This window comes from Tenacibaculum sp. SSH1-16 (genome assembly GCF_040104435.1).
Taxonomy (GTDB): Bacteria; Bacteroidota; Bacteroidia; order Flavobacteriales; family Flavobacteriaceae; genus Polaribacter; species Polaribacter mesophilus.
Genome location: NZ_JBECOV010000002.1, coordinates 291,126 through 308,036 on the forward strand (window position 1 = coordinate 291,126; position 16,911 = coordinate 308,036).

A 16,911-nucleotide genomic window follows, 5' to 3' on the forward strand; every position below is an offset into this window, starting at 1 on the left:
AGGATAAAATAATAGTGTTTTTTACGATTTGTATTCGTGTAAATTAGTAAAAGTTTGTTAATTACTCTATAAATTATTTTAAATGACACCATTATTCCAAACAGGCACTTTTAAAAATCTACTTATTTTTACCATATCGCTCAACAAGTATTCTTTATCTCCATGATTTAACAAGTTATAACGTTCTCCACTTTGAGTAACTAAATTCACCTCGTAACAATGGTAACCTCCAGACTTGTTTCCTTGAATAAATTTTGATAAAACTTGTAAAGCATATACTTGCTGAAAAGATATAATTTCACCATCTACTAATACCTTTCTTTTTTGTGAGTTTAAAAAAGCTTTAGCTCCAAATGAAAACAATAAAAAAACTCCTATTAATACAAAGGGACCTCCTGAGATGAAAAACATTTTTCCTCCTTGCATAAAGGTTAATGGCTCTTTTGAAAACTCAAAAAACTCTATATAAGACCAAGCCACATAATTTAATCCCATCAAAAAGAAACTCCAAGCCATAAATTTCATATAAGTACTCGAAGTAATTTTATATCCAGAACTCGTTTTTCGTAAACGTTCGCTTAAAAAATTACTCCCTGACCCTTTAACTGGATCCCAAGAAATGTATTGACCTATAGCGTCTGTTGTAAAATCTTCAAAAGAAAATTCTATCTGTTTATTATTTGACGAGTTTTTCTTTCTTTTTGCCCAGTAACTAGAACCAAACATACCAATAAACATAAAAGCTAATACTGCCAGCATTCCGCCTGTTTTATAATAGGTGTACCGTTGTTTATCTATACTCAACTGATGAATTGGAACTGTAATTTCTAGACGTTTTATATTGTTTAAATCTTCTCTTGTAGGTTTAGTAAGTTGTTGTAATGAGTCCAGTTTTCGTGCACTTTGTTGTACTTCAATTTCTCTCTTATGAAATGATTCATACATGTTTTGTAACTGAGGAAATACTACAAAAAAGAAAATTCCGATTGGAATTATTGCAAAAACCCAAGAGCTGGTGAGAGATACTTTTTTCATGTTTTATTTTTTGGAAAGCAAATTTGAGAAAAGTTTTTGGTTTTGTCGTATAAAAAAAGACCTTTACATAAATGTAAAAGTCTTTCTAAATTATATTTTAAAAACTCTATTTGCAGTATTCTACTTCAAATGAACCAGATACTTTATTTTGTTTATCGATTGATTTAGCTTCTATTTTTAAATTAATTTTAGAATCTGAAATACTTACAACTTCAACATTTGATCCCAAAACATTAACTAAGTTTCCTTCTCCATCTTTGAAAACAACATTTACATCATTATACGTTCCAACTTTACCTTCTACTAATAAAGAAACTTCTAACTTATAATCAAAAATATCTGAATCACAACCTACCTCTTCGTTTGTAATATTAATTGAAACTTCTCCATCTTTTCCTGATGCAAATGACTTCCCTCCTTTAGCAGTAAAATCTTTTCCATATACCTTTCCTTTTAAAATAGTACTGGGTATTGGAGTACCTATGTTGTCCGTATTATCATCATCTGAACAACCAGTCATTACCAATGTTAAACATACTAAAGTTACATAACTAATTTTGAAAAAATTTTTCATTTATTGAATATTTATTATTTTTTAATAAGCGCTAATATAACCTAAAATAAAAAAGTACTAAATAAATAGTTTATTGTTATTATTACTCACAAAAAGGAACCGTAAAAAAGCCTTCTATTGAATTATCTGAACTTGAATTTGCTTTTATTTTTAAGGTAACTTCATTACTTGTTAACCTTACAACCTCAACAGCTCCTTGAAGGTAATTTAAAGGATTCGCTCCTTTCTTATTAAAAACTACATTCACGTTATTATAAGTTCCTAACTCTGCTTTCACATAAGTTGTAATTTTTAATTCGTAGTTGAGAACATCAGAAGTGCAATCTGCTTGAATGTTGGTTACATTTACTGAAAGTTCATTATTTCCAGACATAAATGCTTTACCCCCTTTGGCCGAAAAACTTGTTCCAAATACTTTTCCTGATAATTTTGTGTTTGCGATTCCTTCTGGATCATTATCGCTATCAGAACAACTACTCATTACTAAAGTAAGACACATCAAAACCGCATAGCTAATTTTAAAAATCTTTTTCATTTGTTTAAATTTTAATTTGTTTTTATAGGTTGCGAATTTAGCTTAAAAATAAAAACCCACAAACAAATTAATTGCTTGTGGGCTTTCTATATTTATTTAAGGTTAACTTACCCTACAATATTGATAATTTTACCTGGAACAATAATTACTTTTTTAGGCTCTCTTCCTTGTAATTGTTGTTGTGTTTTTTCATGTGCCATGACTGTTTTCTCAATTTCATCTTTGCTCATGTCTAACGGTAATTCTAAAGTAAAACGCATTTTTCCATTGAAAGAAACTGGATAGTTCTTTGAGCTTTCAACTAAATGTTTTTCTTCAAATTTCGGAAAAGCTACAGTTGCAATAGACTCATTGTGCCCTAACTGACTCCATAATTCTTCTGCAATATGCGGAGCATACGGAGAAATTAGCACTAATAAAGGTTCTAAAATTTGTCTCTTATTACACTTTTGAGCAGTCAACTCGTTTACCGCAATCATAAAGGTAGAAACTGACGTATTGAACGAGAAATTTTCAATATCTTCTTCTACTTTCTTAATTGTTTTATGTAAGGTTTTTAACTCCTCTTTGGTTGGTTCTGCATCAGAAACATTGATACCATTTTCATCAGTAAATAATTTCCATAATTTCTTTAGGAAAGAATACACTCCTGAAATTCCTGAAGTTTTCCAAGGCTTGGTTTGCTCTAACGGTCCTAAAAACATTTCAAACAAACGTAAACTATCCGCTCCGTATTCTTCACAAATTAAATCTGGATTCACCACATTGTATTTCGATTTTGACATTTTTTCAACCTCGCGTGAAACTTTAAAAGTTCCATCTTCTTCATATATAAATGTAGCATCTTTAAATTCTGGTCTCCAATTTTTAAAAGCTTCTGTATCTAATTCATCAGAAGCATTTACCAATGAAACATCAGCATATTTATGTTTCAAAACTTCAAATTGAATTTTATCACTTAAATAATTTATTAACTCTTCTTTAGTTTGAATTTCATTTAAATCTAAAAGTTCAGTGCCGCTTAAAAATTCATTAATACTATTACTCCATAATATTGGAAGACTAGAATCAAGGAATTCTAATAATTTATTTTTTGCTTCTTCATTCTCAAAAAAACCATCATTTATTAATTTTTTCGAAAATAAAAACTTAGGATATTTTTTCCATTTCCAAAAACTACTATTAATTTTGAGAACAGGAATTACTTCATAAACAAAAGCAGAAGTTCCTAAGATCATTCCCTGGTTAATCAGTTTTTTAGCAAACTCATCCACAGGTAACAATCCTCTATCAAATAAGAATTTTTGCCAAAAACGCGCATATAACAAGTGCCCTGTAGCATGTTCAGAACCTCCAATATATAAATCTATTTGCTTCCAATAGTCAACCGCTTCTTTACTTACAAATTCTCCTTCATTATTTGAGTCCATATAACGGTTAAAATACCAAGAACTTCCTGCCCACCCTGGCATTGTGTTTAACTCCAAAGGAAATACAGTTTCATTATCTATTAACTCATTACTCACTACTCTATTCTCAATACTATTCCATGCCCAAACTTCAGCATTTCCTAACGGTGGCTTTCCATCTTCAGTAGGTAAATATTTCTCTACTTCCGGTAATACGATTGGTAAATGCTTTGCATCAATCATTTGTGGCATTCCGTCTTTGTAATATACTGGGAAAGGTTCTCCCCAATAACGCTGACGGCTGAATACTGCATCTCGTAAACGATAGTTTATTTTTCCGTAACCAAATCCACGTTTTTCCAATTCATAGATTACAGTTTTCATTCCTTTCTTATAATTTAAACCATCTAAGAAATCAGAGTTTGCTAATTTAATTCCGTCTTTAGCATCATTCGCTTTTTCAGAAATATCAACATCTGCAAAAATATTCGGAATCTCTAATCCGAAGTGTTTTGCGAAATCGTAATCACGTTGATCACCGCATGGTACCGCCATGACTGCTCCTGTTCCGTAACTTGCTAATACATAATCACCAATCCAAATCGGTACTTGTTTTCCTGTAAATGGGTGTAATGCATACGCACCAGTAAACACTCCTGAAATAGTTTTTACATCTGCCATACGATCACGCTCAGAACGTTTTGCTGTAGCTTCTACGTAAGCTTCAACAGCCTCTTTTTGCTCAGCAGTTGTAATTTTCGCTACTAAATCGTGCTCTGGAGCTAAGGTCATAAAAGACACTCCGAAAATAGTATCAGGACGTGTAGTAAATACATCAATTTTAGCATCGTGACCATCCACGTCAAAAGCAACCATCGCTCCTTGCGAACGACCAATCCAGTTGGTTTGAGAATCTTTTAATGGTTGTGGCCAATCGATATTTTGTAATCCATCTAACAAACGTTGCGCATAGGCAGAAATTCGCATAGACCATTGAGTCATTTTTTTACGAACTACAGGATGCCCTCCACGTTCTGAAACTCCGTTAACAATTTCATCGTTTGCTAATACAGTTCCCAGTGCTGGACACCAGTTTACTTCAGTATCCGATAAAAAAGTTAAACGGTATTGTAATAATATTTCTTGTTGTTCTTTTTTAGAGAAGCTCTTCCATTCTTCCGCAGAAAAAATAGTTATATCTTCATCAGCAACTGCATTTACATTCGCATTTCCTTCTGCTTCAAACTTTACTACTAAGGTTGCAATATCTTCTGCTTTATCTGTGTCTTTATTATACCAAGAGTTGAACAATTGGATAAAAATCCACTGTGTCCATTTATAATATTCTGGATTTGAAGTACGAACTTCACGAGACCAATCAAATGAAAATCCGATGTTGTCCATTTGATTTCTGTAACCCTTTATTACAAAATCCAAGTGATTTTCTAATTTGGTAGATATTTTTTCTCCCTTTTTGATTAATGCCTCATCCTTAATAAATCCATCTTCATCAATATACTTCTCATCTAATTTACCTTCTTCATTCAAACAACCATCAATATTTATAATAGTTGTATTTTTCGGATGCTGTCCTGTTTGAATCGCATATTGTTCAGCAGGCAACCCGAAAGAGTCATATCCTTGTGGATGCAATACATTAAACCCTTTATGGCGCTTGTAACGCGCATAAATATCAGAGGCGATATATCCTAGTGGATGCCCAACATGTAACCCTGCTCCTGATGGATAAGGAAACATATCTAACACATAATATTTTGGTTTATCAGAATTGTTACTAGCTTTAAATGTTTGGTCCTTAGCCCAAAACTCTTGCCACTTACGTTCTATTTCTTGGTGATTGTATTGCATTTGTAATCGCTTGTTTTAAAGGATACAAATTTACAGTTATTGTTGATAAGTAAAAAGTTTAGTTCTTTTAATACTTTATAAAGACTTAAATAAACAAAAAACCTCACAAGCATTTAAGCTTTGTAAGGTTTACAAATTGAAATAAGAGAGTTTTTATATTGTACTAATGTGCTATGTACATCAAAATTACTTTTAACGTTACTACATACATATCATGACTATTAAACGTTATATGCTTTTACTAATTCTTTTATTTGGTGTTATTCGCAAAATATTAATTGAGTTATTATAAAAGCTGAAAAATATCTTTACTGCCTATTTTTGAGTAATAAGTGATTTAATTTCAGTCTCTAAAACTGTTAACATAACTTCATTAGCTTCTTTTTTAACTAGTTCTATTTTTCTAATTTAGGGAACTCAACAACTAACCTACTTATGAGCGAAAATATAACGACTTTAGATATTAAAGAAAAAGTATCTATCTTACTTAAAGACTCTATTAAACAATCTGAAATTGAAAATTTAATAAACGAAATACATACTTACTTTAAAGAATTAACTCAACTTACTGGATTTGACAATCATATAGAGCACTTAGCTGCCATAACAACTTCAAAAGGAAAAGCTTTAGGGTTGAATCATGCAGCTCAATGTTTACTAGATTATAAACGAACTGTGAAGTTTTTAAAAGCTATGATAATGGCGATTAAAGAAAAACAACAAAATCATCCTAATGAAACAATCCGTGTTTTTTATGCTGGTTGTGGACCTTATGCTCCGTTTATTACTCTAATTGCTCCGCTTTTTAGTCCTGAAGAAGTACAGTTTTCTTTACTAGAGATTAATGATAAGTCTCTAGAATATGCAAAAAATCTTATTCAAAAATTGGAACTTACCAATTATATAACAAACTACTATACTGCTGATGCTGTTACTTTCAAAATACCTGAACCTGAAAAGTATCATATACTGTTTAGTGAAACATTGGATGCTTTGTTATATAGAGAGTGCTATGTTCCTATTTTATTTAATCTACTACCTCAACTATCAGAGGACATCGCTGTAATTCCAGAAAATGTATTGATAAAAATGAGCTTATCGGTTAATTCAATTACAGATTCTAAACATATAACTGAAGAAATTGACACCATTATAAATGTTAGAGAGGTTATTTCATTAAACAAATCTGATATTATTTCTACTCAACTACCCGATAAAAAAGTAACTGTAAAATCGTTAAATATAGAACAGTACAATTACTTACTATTAGACACATTGGTGCATATTTATGATAATATCTGGCTAACAAGAAACGAGTCTTCATTAACAATTCCTCTTGAAATGGGAATTGAACATCCTTTCCTATTTAATTCAATTGTTTACACTTACCAAATGCATCCAGATATTGAGCTAAAATACAAACTAGAGCAATAATATTTCTTAGATTATTTTAAACAAAAAAAGCATAACCAAATTAGTTATGCTTTTCTTATTTCTGAAATTTCTTTTGCTTATCCTTTTATAGGAACAGTAACAATAATGTTGTCCCAACCAATGTACATGTTAAATGTATCATCTTCTCCTTCAAAAACAATTGAAAAAGCTTCAATTGTTTCGTCCGACTTAGAAGTAGGAGCAATAACTCTAGCTACATCTTCACTTTCGTTATAAAAGTAAGACCCCCAAACATTTTTAGCTGTATTTAAAATAAGAGTCCATTCTTTTTCCCCTGGAATTGTAAATAAGGTATAGGTTCCTGCTTTTACTTTTTTACCTCCAAAAGTTATATCTTTATAAAATGTAATTTCAGCTGCTTCATTCGCTCCTGTTCTCCATACTTTTCCCATAGGAGCTAGTTTTGCTAACGATCTTCCTTTTAATTGTGGACGGCTATAAACAACTTTTACTTTTTTATCTGAAATTCTATAACTACTAGGAAAAGCAGCTGCATCCATTGGACTTTTATCTAAATTCGCAAATTTTTGAGCTGTTACTTCGTTTGAAAAAACTAGAGCTACAGCGAGCACGATAATTGATAAAATTGATTTTTTCATGTTCTTATTTTTAATTATTAATTGAGGGTTTTGTCATCAAATTTAAGAATCCTTACGTAAAATTCACTCTTTTTTTAAAACAATCCTATTTTTTGACTCTAAACAAGCAAAGAATAATTTTCTTAAAAATTGTAATTCAAGTAAATAGATGTTCTATATTCTACTTCTATAGTTCCTTGTGCTAAATTTTGCTGTATTGGATACATTGCTAAGGCTCCTACTGTTAATTTTTTTGCATTATACTCGGCACCTAAGCTAGAAAACAATGCATGACCTTCAGTATTTTTAACTTTTAATCCAATCATTTTATTACTTTCATAGAATTCTCCTGAAACTCCTATTGAAGGCACAAAACTATTTTGCTTACTATCTTTAAAAGCATAAAAGAAAGTACTATTGAAATTAAATTGATTTCCAAATCGATATTCTTCTTTATTTGTAGTTTTTATGTAATAATTAAGATAATTTGTAACTCCAAAATTATTTCTCTTAAATACGTACTGAAGGTTCGTTATTACATCAACACTTCCTGTTCCTAATTGAAAACTAGGGTTTATTGAATTATTAATTGCTTCGTTGTAAGTTCCTGTTGGTAACTTTAACCCTCCACCAACTTTTAATAAATGATTAGAAGATATAACCTTATCTTTTTCTTCTTTATAACTTCCTGTATTTTTATTTAAAACGGTATAATTAATTAAAAAAGATATATCTCCTAAACCTTCAATAGCTGTTGTTTTATCAACATAGTCTCTTGAATGAAAATGAAAAGGAACAAAAATTTGGGCTTCTAAATACTCTTTAATAATTGGAATTCGAGACCAAACTTGTACTGTATTAAAATACTCATTTATAATTGGAGAGTTGTTAAAAATCCCATCTTTTGATTGGTATTTTTGGTGTAAATAACGTACACCAACAAAATTATTATCTATTATTCCTCCCATTCCTAAACTACCTCCGCTGTTACTACAACCACAAGCATCGCAGTCTAAAAATAGCTCATATCGCTTAGGGAATGTGTCCGCTTGTATTTGTCCTGAAATTAATAATACTAATATGAGTAGTACTTTATTCAGCAAATCTTTTATCTGTGATAAATTCTTCATCTGTTAATGTTTTTAAAAAGGCTATAATGTTTTCTTTTTCTTGCTCGTTTAATGCTATTCCGATTGTTCCATTCTCATTTTTAAGAATTGGATCTAGGTTTTGGGTTTCTTGAACTCCTGTTGCATAAAAATTCAATACCGATTTTAAAGACCCAAATCGACCGTCATGCATATACGGAGCAGTAAGTTCAATATTTCTTAGACTAGGCACTTTAAACTTGTATTTATCTTCTTCTAATAAGGTAACCGTCATTCTTCCTAAATCGTTAATTTCTGGGTTTATTGGTAAACCATTATTTCTAAAAGCATCATCTGTAAACAAGTCAGATGTATGACAAGAAGCACATTTTGATTTAAAAAGCTCTAGTCCCTTTCTTTCTTGCTCAGAAAACTCTCCTCCTTTTTCCACTCGAATATATTTATCGTACTTTGAATTGGCTGAAACCATCATTAACATAAATTGAGACATCGCCTTAAACGTGTTGTCAGCATTGATTTCTCCATCTTCAAAAGCTTGACTAAACAATTTTCGGTAAGCTGCATCTTGTTGTAGTTTTTCCAAAATATTGGTTACTGTTTCGTCCATTTCAACGGGATTGGTAATTGGTATTATTGGAAATATATCTAAGTGAAAAGCAGCTCCATCCCATGAAAACTGTTTTTGGAAAGCCATATTTTGAATTGGAGGCGTATTTCTAGTCCCTACTCTATCTTCTACACCGTGACTTAATTGATGTCCATGGTGTGTAAACGCAAACTTTTGCTGATGACAAAAAGCACAAGAAACTACTCCGTCTGACGATAGTTTTCCTTCATAAAAAAGCTTTTTCCCTAACTCAAATCCCTTTTCTGTAATTGGGTTTGAGCTTAAATTATAATGAGGTTCAGGAAAGTTGCTCGGTTGTTCAAAAGCTAATTCAACATTAGTATACACATCTTCCTGCTTACAACTAAAAAAAGAACATACTAGCAAGACAATCATTATTTTTTTCATTACATACGGTATTAATAGCTAATTTTTTTCAATTAGCCTATTACACTTAAAAGAATAGAGTGAACTTTCACCCTATTCTTTTTGATTAGATGTGTTAATTAATGATGGTTTGTATGATGTACATGGTGAACCATGAACATCTCAGTATAGTTTTCTGCTATGGTAGCTGCTTTATCTCCCCCCATAATAGTTGCACCTTCTGAAAGTTTAATTTTAGATTTACCATCTAACATTGTATTGGCATCTACTTTAATATGCAACTGTGGCGATTGTTCTTTACTCACAATAGCAGCATCCATAGGTAATTCTACTTCCTTATATAAATCTACTGTTGTTCCTCTACTTGCAATATGAAGCATATATTGTTTTTCATCACTAGTAGTGTTTTCTTTGTAATTTCCTTCTAAAACCACAAACTTATAACCCGCTTGCCAACTCCAAGTTAAATTGTATTTTTCTGCTAAAGTCCAAAAGTCTTGCTGAACAGCTTGTCCTTCTTTAAATCGTTCTTGATCTACACCAATTCCGAATTTAACTTTTGTATACTTTCCTGCTGGTACGTCTTTAAGTGATATTTGAATTTTCTTAGGTTTGTCTCCTCCTCCTTCACTAATTATAAAGTAACTTTCTTCTTTAGGGTATACAAATTCTTCTCCTTCTTCTGTTACAAGCACAAAGTTACTTACGATATAATCGAAAGAATTTACAGTTAATACTTCTCCATTTCCGTTCGTGTATGTTGAAGTCCCTAATAAAAGCTTGTCTTCAGCAAAACCGTTATCGAACTCTATTACTACTTCGTTTTTTCCTTCTAATTTATCATTAATTATTTCATCGTCACTACATGAAGTGAACACCATAGCAAAAGCTATGATAGCTAATATTTTTTTCATCTTTTAATTTTTATATACTACAGTACTTCTTTAACAATGCTGAGCATCATTAAAGTTTTTGCCTGTAAATTGTGTTTTAATCTTGTTTTTATTTTACAATAGTCTACTCTTTTGATTACGTTATTTGTAACCAATTAGTAGTAATTTTAGCCAATTATGAAGATTAAATAATAGGAGGATGAAATACTTCTTTATTAAATAAGTAGTGATAGTTTTTTTTATAAGAAAATGTTCCTTTCTCTTTTACAAACTGTTTTTCTTCTAAATTTATATTAAGAATAGAAACAAACCCAATAGGATATTCTTCCATCGAGATTCGTAGCGATTTAAAGTCGTCGTCTTGTTGTTTTTCAAGCTCCATCATTAACTGACACTTACCGTTACAGTTTAATTCTGGCTTATCTTTATTAATACATAAAACTTTTGATATATAATCATAATTTATTGCATACTCAACAAAAGGAGCTATTGGGCGCAACATGGCTATCATGTAGAGTGCAACAAAAAAATATATGCTTAGTTTTTTTATCAAAAAAAGGACTTTTTTCTCACGCAAAGATACGATTATCCCTACTTATAATCAATAATAAAAATACATGTTTTTTGTTTTATTTTAATTTGTTCTAAATAAAAAACTTATCTTTGCAAAGATTTTATTGAAGAATAATGATTGTTTTTTATACTGAAACCAAGAAAGTTACCTCTAAAGCTTCTATTAAGAGACTAGAAAAAGTTACTTTTTGCAGCTCCGCATGTACAAGTAATTGTATTAAGCCTAAAAGTAAATGCTGTAACAAATATCAAAAGAAAGGTGTTAATTGTAAAAGGTGCCCTTTAACATTTGATTTAAAAGCAGTTTCGTAATTAACAACTATTTTCTCACGTTTGTTTATATATTATAAACAAAAGCCCTTAAAAGAAATTTCTTTTAAGGGCTTTTTTAGTTTTTGCCTACGATTTTCTTTATGCTACCTTTAATAAAAAGTAATTTTTCTTACCTCTTTGTAATAACACGTATTTATCAGCAATAAGGTCTTTTGAAGTGATAACAAAGTCTTCACTTACTTTTTCTTTATTTACTGATATTGAATTCTCTTTTAAAGCTCTTCTTGCATCACCGTTTGATTTTAAGAATCCAGTTTTAGCGGCTAAGGCTGCAATCATATCTAAGCCTTCAGCTATGTCTTCCGATGTTACCTCAGCTTGCGGTACACCATCAAACACATCTAAAAAGGTTTGTTCATCTAAATTCTTTAAGTCGTCAGCTGTTGACTTTCCAAATAAAATATTTGAAGCAGCAATCGCTTTATCTAACTCTTCTTTAGAATGTACGAAAATTGTTACTTCTTCAGCTAACTTCTTTTGTAATGCTCTTTGGTGTGGTGCTTCTTTATGTTCAGCAATTAAAGCATCAATAGTTTCTTTATCTAAAAACGTAAATATTTTAATATACTTTTCAGCATCTTCATCCGAAGTATTTAGCCAAAATTGGTAAAACTTGTAAACTGACGTTTTATCTGCATCTAACCAAACATTTCCTCCTTCAGACTTTCCAAATTTAGAACCGTCAGCTTTTGTTATTAATGGGCAAGTAGCTGCAAATGCTTTTGCATCCTCTCCTGGTGTCATTCTACGGACTAGTTCAGTACCTGTGGTAATATTACCCCATTGGTCAGAACCTCCCATTTGTAATTTACAGTTTAAGGTTTTATATAAGTGATAGAAATCATACCCTTGAATTAATTGATACGTAAACTCTGTAAAACTCATCCCGTTACCCGCTTCTCCTGTAATACGTTTTTTTACAGAATCTTTTGCCATCATGTAGTTTACAGTGATTCTCTTACCAACATCACGTACAAATTCGATAAATGAAAAGTCCTTCATCCAATCGTAATTGTTTACTAATAAAGGAGAATTTTTAGCTCCGTTATCAAAGTCTAAAAAGCGACCTAATGTTCTTTTTAAACCTGCTACGTTTTTAGCTAAAGCCTCTTCATTTAATAAATTACGCTCATCTGATTTTCCTGTTGGATCACCGATCATACCTGTTGCACCTCCTACTAAAGCTACTGGCTGATGCCCTGCTTTTTCAATGTGAACTAGTAAAATAATTGGAACTAAACTACCAATGTGTAACGAATCTGCAGTTGGATCAAAGCCAATATAAACCGACGTCATTTCTTTTTGAAGTTGTTCTTCGGTTCCTGGCATAATGTCGTGAATCATTCCACGCCATTGTAATTCTTCTACTAAATTCTTGGTCATTTTATTCTATTTTTAAAGAAGCAAAGATAAGTTTATCAACCAAAATAAACTAAATTCGCTTTATGATTTTAGTTACAGGAGGAACAGGTTTAGTAGGCTCACATTTATTATATCATTTAAGCCAAAAAAACGACAAGATTCGAGCTATTTTTAGAACTGAAGAAAAGCGTGAGCATGTAAAAAAAATCTTTTCTTTTTACACAAACGATGTGCAACAGTATTTTTCTAAAATCGAATGGATACAAGCTGACATTACTGATATTCCTTCCCTAGAACCTGTATTTGATAACATCACACAGGTTTATCATTGTGCTGCATTGGTTTCTTTTAACCCAAAAGATTATAGAAAAATGCGTCAGGTAAACATTGAAGGAACTGCCAACTTAATCAACTTTGCTATTGATGCGAATGTTGATAAGTTTTGTTTTGTAAGCTCTATCGCTGCTGTTGGTAACGCTATTAATGGAAAACCAATTAACGAAGAAAACGAATGGCTTGATACTGATGAAAATCATGGGTATGCAATTACCAAGTATGGTGCTGAAATGGAAGTTTGGAGAGGTAGCCAAGAAGATTTAAGTGTAGTAATTGTGAATCCTGGTGTAATTTTAGGAGGAGGTTTTTGGAATGAAGGCTCTGGTAAGATGTTTACCCAAATAAGTAATGGATTAAACTTTTATACTGAAGGTGTTACTGGTTTTGTTGGAGTAAATGATGTGGTGAAGGCTATGATAGATCTAATGAATTCTAACATAAAAAATGAACGTTTTATTCTTGTTTCAGAAAACAAATCGTTTAAAGATGTTTTATTTAGTATTGCTGATAACCTAAATAAAAAGAGACCCTCTAAAAAAGTAGGACAGATTGCTACTTCAATATTTTGGAAAATTGACTGGTTTTTAACAAAGCTTACTGGTAAGGAGCCTTTACTAACTAAGAACTCTGCAAAATCTGCTCACAACAAATCGTTCTATACTGCTAAAAAAATTATAGAACAACTTAATTTTGATTTTGAATCAGTGAATGATGTAATTACTAGAGTTTCTAAAGAGTTTAAAAGGTAAGTTACTTAATTTTCTTTAAGTCCTTTTTTTCAAACTCTCTATCTTCTCTTTTTATTAATTCTTTAGGAAGATCATTCAATAATAGTTCTTTATCTAAAATTGTATCTCTTTTTAATTTTCCTTCCTTTTTAATTCCTTTTATTGAATCTTGAACCTCTTGCTTTTTTCTATATAAAACGTATAATGAATCAATGTTCTTTTTTACTTTATTTAAAATTTCAGTATACTCATCAACCATAGAAGTGTAATATATATTACTAGCATCAAAGCGAGCACTGTCAATTCTATACTTTTCGTATACCAAAAACATATAGTTTTTTTCTCTCTTTAAAAACTTATTTTTTTGATTTTTGGCAGAAGAAGCAATATACATATCGGTTAGTAACGAAATCATAGAATCTTTCGGAATTAAATTATCAGGCTTTTTGTATATCGTATTACTTGTACACGACACCAAAAACAAACCAATACATATGTAAAAAAAAGACTTCATTTATCTGTTAAATAATAATCGTTTCCCTTTAATTTCTTCGTTAAAAATTCCCTCGTTATACATTAAGTTACCATTTACAAAAGTGTGTGTTATTTGATTTGAAAACTCAACACCTTCAAACGGAGACCATCCGCATTTATATAACACATTTTCTTTATCAACAGTCCATTTCTTATCTGCATCAATTAAAACCAAGTCAGCATAAAAACCTTCTTTTATAAATCCTCTTTTTTCAACTTTGAAGATTTTCGCTGGATTGTGGCTCATCTTTTCTACTGCTTTTTCTATTGACAGTACTCCTTCTTTCACCTTTTCTAGAATAGCTGGAACTGCATGCTGTACTAATGGACCTCCACTAGGTGCCTTTGTATACATATTATCCTTTTCTTCTAAGGTATGCGGTGCATGGTCGGTTGCAATTATATCAATCCTATCATCTAACAACGCCTTCCATAATCCATCTTTATCTTTTTGTGTTTTCACAGCAGGATTCCACTTAATGTGTGTTCCTTTTTTATCATAATCTGCATCGGTAAACCATAAGTGATGTACACAAACCTCTGCCGTAATTTGTTTTTCCTCTAACGGAATATCATTTCGAAATAAGTGCGTTTCTTTTTCTGTAGATAAGTGGAAAATATGTAAACGTGCTCCTGTTTTCTTTGCTAATTCAATTGCTTTTGAAGATGATAAATAACAAGCTTCTTCACTACGAATTAACGGATGGTATTTTATAGGAATATCATCACCATATTTTGCTTTGTACTCTTCTGTATTTTTCCTAATGGTTGCTTCATCTTCACAATGCACAGAAATTAACATCTTAGTTGATGAAAATATTTTTTCTAATACTTCTTCATTATCAACTAACATGTTTCCTGTTGAAGAGCCTAAGAATAGTTTAATTCCCGCAACGTCTTTTGGATTCGTTTTTAACAATTCTTCTAAGTTGTCATTAGTTCCACCAAACATAAACGAATAGTTAGCATACGATGTTTTACTTGCAATTTCAAACTTGTCTGCTAATAATTCTTGAGTTGTTGCTTGAGGTACTGTATTTGGCATTTCAATAAAAGAAGTAATTCCTCCTGCAATTGCTGCCTTACTTTCTGTAGCTATATTTGCTTTGTGTGTTAAACCTGGCTCACGAAAATGTACTTGATCGTCAATCATACCAGGAATTAAAAACTTTCCTTCTGCATCTACCATTAATACATCACCTGTAGGAATTATGTTTTCTCCTATTTCCTTAATAAATTCTCCTTCTATTAAAACATCGCCTTTAAAAACCTTGTTTTCGTTAACGATTTGTGCGTTTTTAATTAAATATGATTGTTTCATTTTCTACTAAATTTCCATTTTCATGTTAATCAAACTTTTGTTAAAACCAAAGCGTTCGTACGCCTTTATTGCTGATAAATTGTCGTTGTAAACATCAAGTCTTAACTCTCGTATTTCTTTGCTTTTTGCCCAATTTTTTAACGAATTCAAAATTAAAGCACTTATTTTTTTACCTCTAAAATTAGGTTTTACATATATAAAACCAATATATCCATTATGTTCATTTTTACGATAACTTCTAGATTTTTCTATTCTGAGATAACCTGACCCCACAATTTCATCTCCAGATACTGCCACAATTAAATGTACATTGTCAGCAAAAATCATTTCTTTCAGATTATAGTAACTAATTTTTCCTTCCTTCAGTGATGAATCAAAAGGTCTTTCAGCTTCTATTACACCCTGTTCAAACCCTAACAAGATTTCTAAATCTTCTTTTTTTGCTTCTCTTGTCGTAATTGTGGTCATTCTCCTATTTCGGTAATCCGTTAATTCTCATTTTTATCACTCCAAAAACAGCTTCTTTGATTATGCCTTTACTTAATTTAGACTTTCCTAAGACTCTATCAGTAAAAATAACTGAGACTTCTTTGATATTGAATTTGTGCTTCCATGCCTTGTATTTCATTTCAATTTGAAAAGCATATCCTACAAATTTAACTTTATCTAACTTAATTGTCTCTAAAACTTTTCTTTTATAGCATACAAAACCAGCTGTCGTATCATGAATAGGCATTCTGGTTATTAACCGTACGTATTTTGATGCAAAATAAGACAATAACACTCTGCTCATTGGCCAATTAACAACATTTACCCCTACTGAATATCTTGAACCAATAGCTACATCTGCTCCATTATTAACACATTCATTGTATAATTTGATAAGATCTTTTGGATTATGTGAAAAATCAGCATCCATTTCTATAATATAATTGTATTTTTTAGAAATTGCCCATTTAAAACCATGAATATACGCAGTTCCCAATCCACTTTTCCCTTTTCTTTTTTCAATAAAAAGCTGATTAGGAAATTCTTTTTGTAACTTTTCTACAATTATTGCAGTTCCATCAGGGGAACTATCATCTACAACCAACACATGAAACACCTTTTCTTGACTAAAGGCTGCTCGAATAATAGCTTCAATGTTTTCTTTTTCATTATACGTAGGAATTATGATTAAAGCGTCTGACTTCATGTAATTTTCATATAAATCTGGGCAAAGATACATTTATTTATTACTAATTTTGTGTTAATTAAAAAAGTATAAAAACAA

The 16,911-nt window shown here is 31.0% G+C and carries 16 protein-coding genes; 2 read left to right on the plus strand and 14 right to left on the minus strand.

The window, feature by feature from the left end:
- Positions 1 to 78: 78 nt before the first annotated feature.
- From ABMY20_RS04020 to ABMY20_RS04035, 4 genes are all read right to left on the minus strand, one after another.
- On the minus strand, positions 79 to 1,035 hold the full coding sequence (locus tag ABMY20_RS04020) for a hypothetical protein (RefSeq protein WP_159488589.1): 957 nt from the start codon (positions 1,033 to 1,035) through the stop codon (positions 79 to 81).
- A gap of 106 nt (positions 1,036 to 1,141) precedes the next feature.
- Complete coding sequence (locus ABMY20_RS04025; protein ID WP_047787864.1) at positions 1,142 to 1,609, minus strand: hypothetical protein; 468 nt, start codon at positions 1,607 to 1,609, stop codon at positions 1,142 to 1,144.
- An 82-nt stretch (positions 1,610 to 1,691) separates the two neighbouring features.
- Positions 1,692 to 2,144: a hypothetical protein gene (locus ABMY20_RS04030; protein ID WP_159488593.1), complete on the minus strand. Its 453-nt coding sequence runs from the start codon at positions 2,142 to 2,144 to the stop codon at positions 1,692 to 1,694.
- 107 nt (positions 2,145 to 2,251) lie between these two features.
- A complete protein-coding gene (locus ABMY20_RS04035) occupies positions 2,252 to 5,422 on the minus strand; it encodes a class I tRNA ligase family protein (RefSeq protein ID WP_349264698.1) in 3,171 nt (1,056 codons plus the stop codon).
- 435 nt (positions 5,423 to 5,857) lie between these two features.
- Between ABMY20_RS04035 and ABMY20_RS04040 the strand changes: the two genes are divergently transcribed.
- Positions 5,858 to 6,856, plus strand: coding sequence for a phytanoyl-CoA dioxygenase (locus ABMY20_RS04040; protein ID WP_349264699.1), 999 nt, complete (start codon positions 5,858 to 5,860; stop codon positions 6,854 to 6,856).
- A gap of 77 nt (positions 6,857 to 6,933) precedes the next feature.
- On the opposite strand, the gene ABMY20_RS04045 is transcribed toward ABMY20_RS04040, so the two are convergent.
- The 6 genes from ABMY20_RS04045 to tyrS form a co-directional block, all read right to left on the minus strand.
- On the minus strand, positions 6,934 to 7,476 hold the full coding sequence (locus ABMY20_RS04045; protein ID WP_047787869.1) for a DUF2911 domain-containing protein: 543 nt from the start codon (positions 7,474 to 7,476) through the stop codon (positions 6,934 to 6,936).
- 122 nt (positions 7,477 to 7,598) lie between these two features.
- The gene (locus ABMY20_RS04050; RefSeq protein ID WP_053056614.1) at positions 7,599 to 8,585 is read right to left on the minus strand and encodes a hypothetical protein; all 987 of its coding nucleotides are present in this window, start codon (positions 8,583 to 8,585) and stop codon (positions 7,599 to 7,601) included.
- On the minus strand, positions 8,548 to 9,579 hold the full coding sequence (locus ABMY20_RS04055) for a cytochrome c peroxidase (RefSeq protein ID WP_073182233.1): 1,032 nt from the start codon (positions 9,577 to 9,579) through the stop codon (positions 8,548 to 8,550). Before ABMY20_RS04055 ends, ABMY20_RS04050 begins: the two co-directional genes overlap by 38 nt.
- Before the next feature lie 98 nt (positions 9,580 to 9,677).
- Positions 9,678 to 10,472, minus strand: a complete 795-nt coding sequence (locus ABMY20_RS04060; protein WP_073182234.1) for an MbnP family protein — start codon at positions 10,470 to 10,472, stop codon at positions 9,678 to 9,680.
- 163 nt (positions 10,473 to 10,635) lie between these two features.
- Positions 10,636 to 11,004: a hypothetical protein gene (locus tag ABMY20_RS04065; protein ID WP_239178205.1), complete on the minus strand. Its 369-nt coding sequence runs from the start codon at positions 11,002 to 11,004 to the stop codon at positions 10,636 to 10,638.
- Positions 11,005 to 11,435: 431 nt separating this feature from the next.
- Positions 11,436 to 12,740 (minus strand): tyrosine--tRNA ligase, encoded by a 1,305-nt coding sequence (gene tyrS, locus ABMY20_RS04070; protein ID WP_047787874.1) that lies wholly within the window; start codon positions 12,738 to 12,740, stop codon positions 11,436 to 11,438.
- A 62-nt stretch (positions 12,741 to 12,802) separates the two neighbouring features.
- On the opposite strand from tyrS, the gene ABMY20_RS04075 reads away from it, so the two are divergent.
- A complete protein-coding gene (locus tag ABMY20_RS04075) occupies positions 12,803 to 13,804 on the plus strand; it encodes an SDR family oxidoreductase (protein ID WP_349264700.1) in 1,002 nt (333 codons plus the stop codon).
- Between the two features lies 1 nt (position 13,805).
- Here the strand turns inward: ABMY20_RS04075 and ABMY20_RS04080 are convergent, their stop codons facing one another.
- The 4 genes from ABMY20_RS04080 to ABMY20_RS04095 are packed head-to-tail and all read right to left on the minus strand — an operon-like array spanning position 13,806 to position 16,866.
- Positions 13,806 to 14,297, minus strand: coding sequence for a DUF4296 domain-containing protein (locus ABMY20_RS04080; RefSeq protein WP_349264701.1), 492 nt, complete (start codon positions 14,295 to 14,297; stop codon positions 13,806 to 13,808).
- The gene (locus tag ABMY20_RS04085; RefSeq protein ID WP_349264702.1) at positions 14,298 to 15,638 is read right to left on the minus strand and encodes a dihydroorotase; all 1,341 of its coding nucleotides are present in this window, start codon (positions 15,636 to 15,638) and stop codon (positions 14,298 to 14,300) included.
- A 6-nt stretch (positions 15,639 to 15,644) separates the two neighbouring features.
- On the minus strand, positions 15,645 to 16,106 hold the full coding sequence (locus ABMY20_RS04090) for a GNAT family N-acetyltransferase (protein ID WP_159610994.1): 462 nt from the start codon (positions 16,104 to 16,106) through the stop codon (positions 15,645 to 15,647).
- A gap of 4 nt (positions 16,107 to 16,110) precedes the next feature.
- Complete coding sequence (locus ABMY20_RS04095) at positions 16,111 to 16,866, minus strand: polyprenol monophosphomannose synthase (protein WP_231128370.1); 756 nt, start codon at positions 16,864 to 16,866, stop codon at positions 16,111 to 16,113.
- Positions 16,867 to 16,911: the final 45 nt, after the last annotated feature.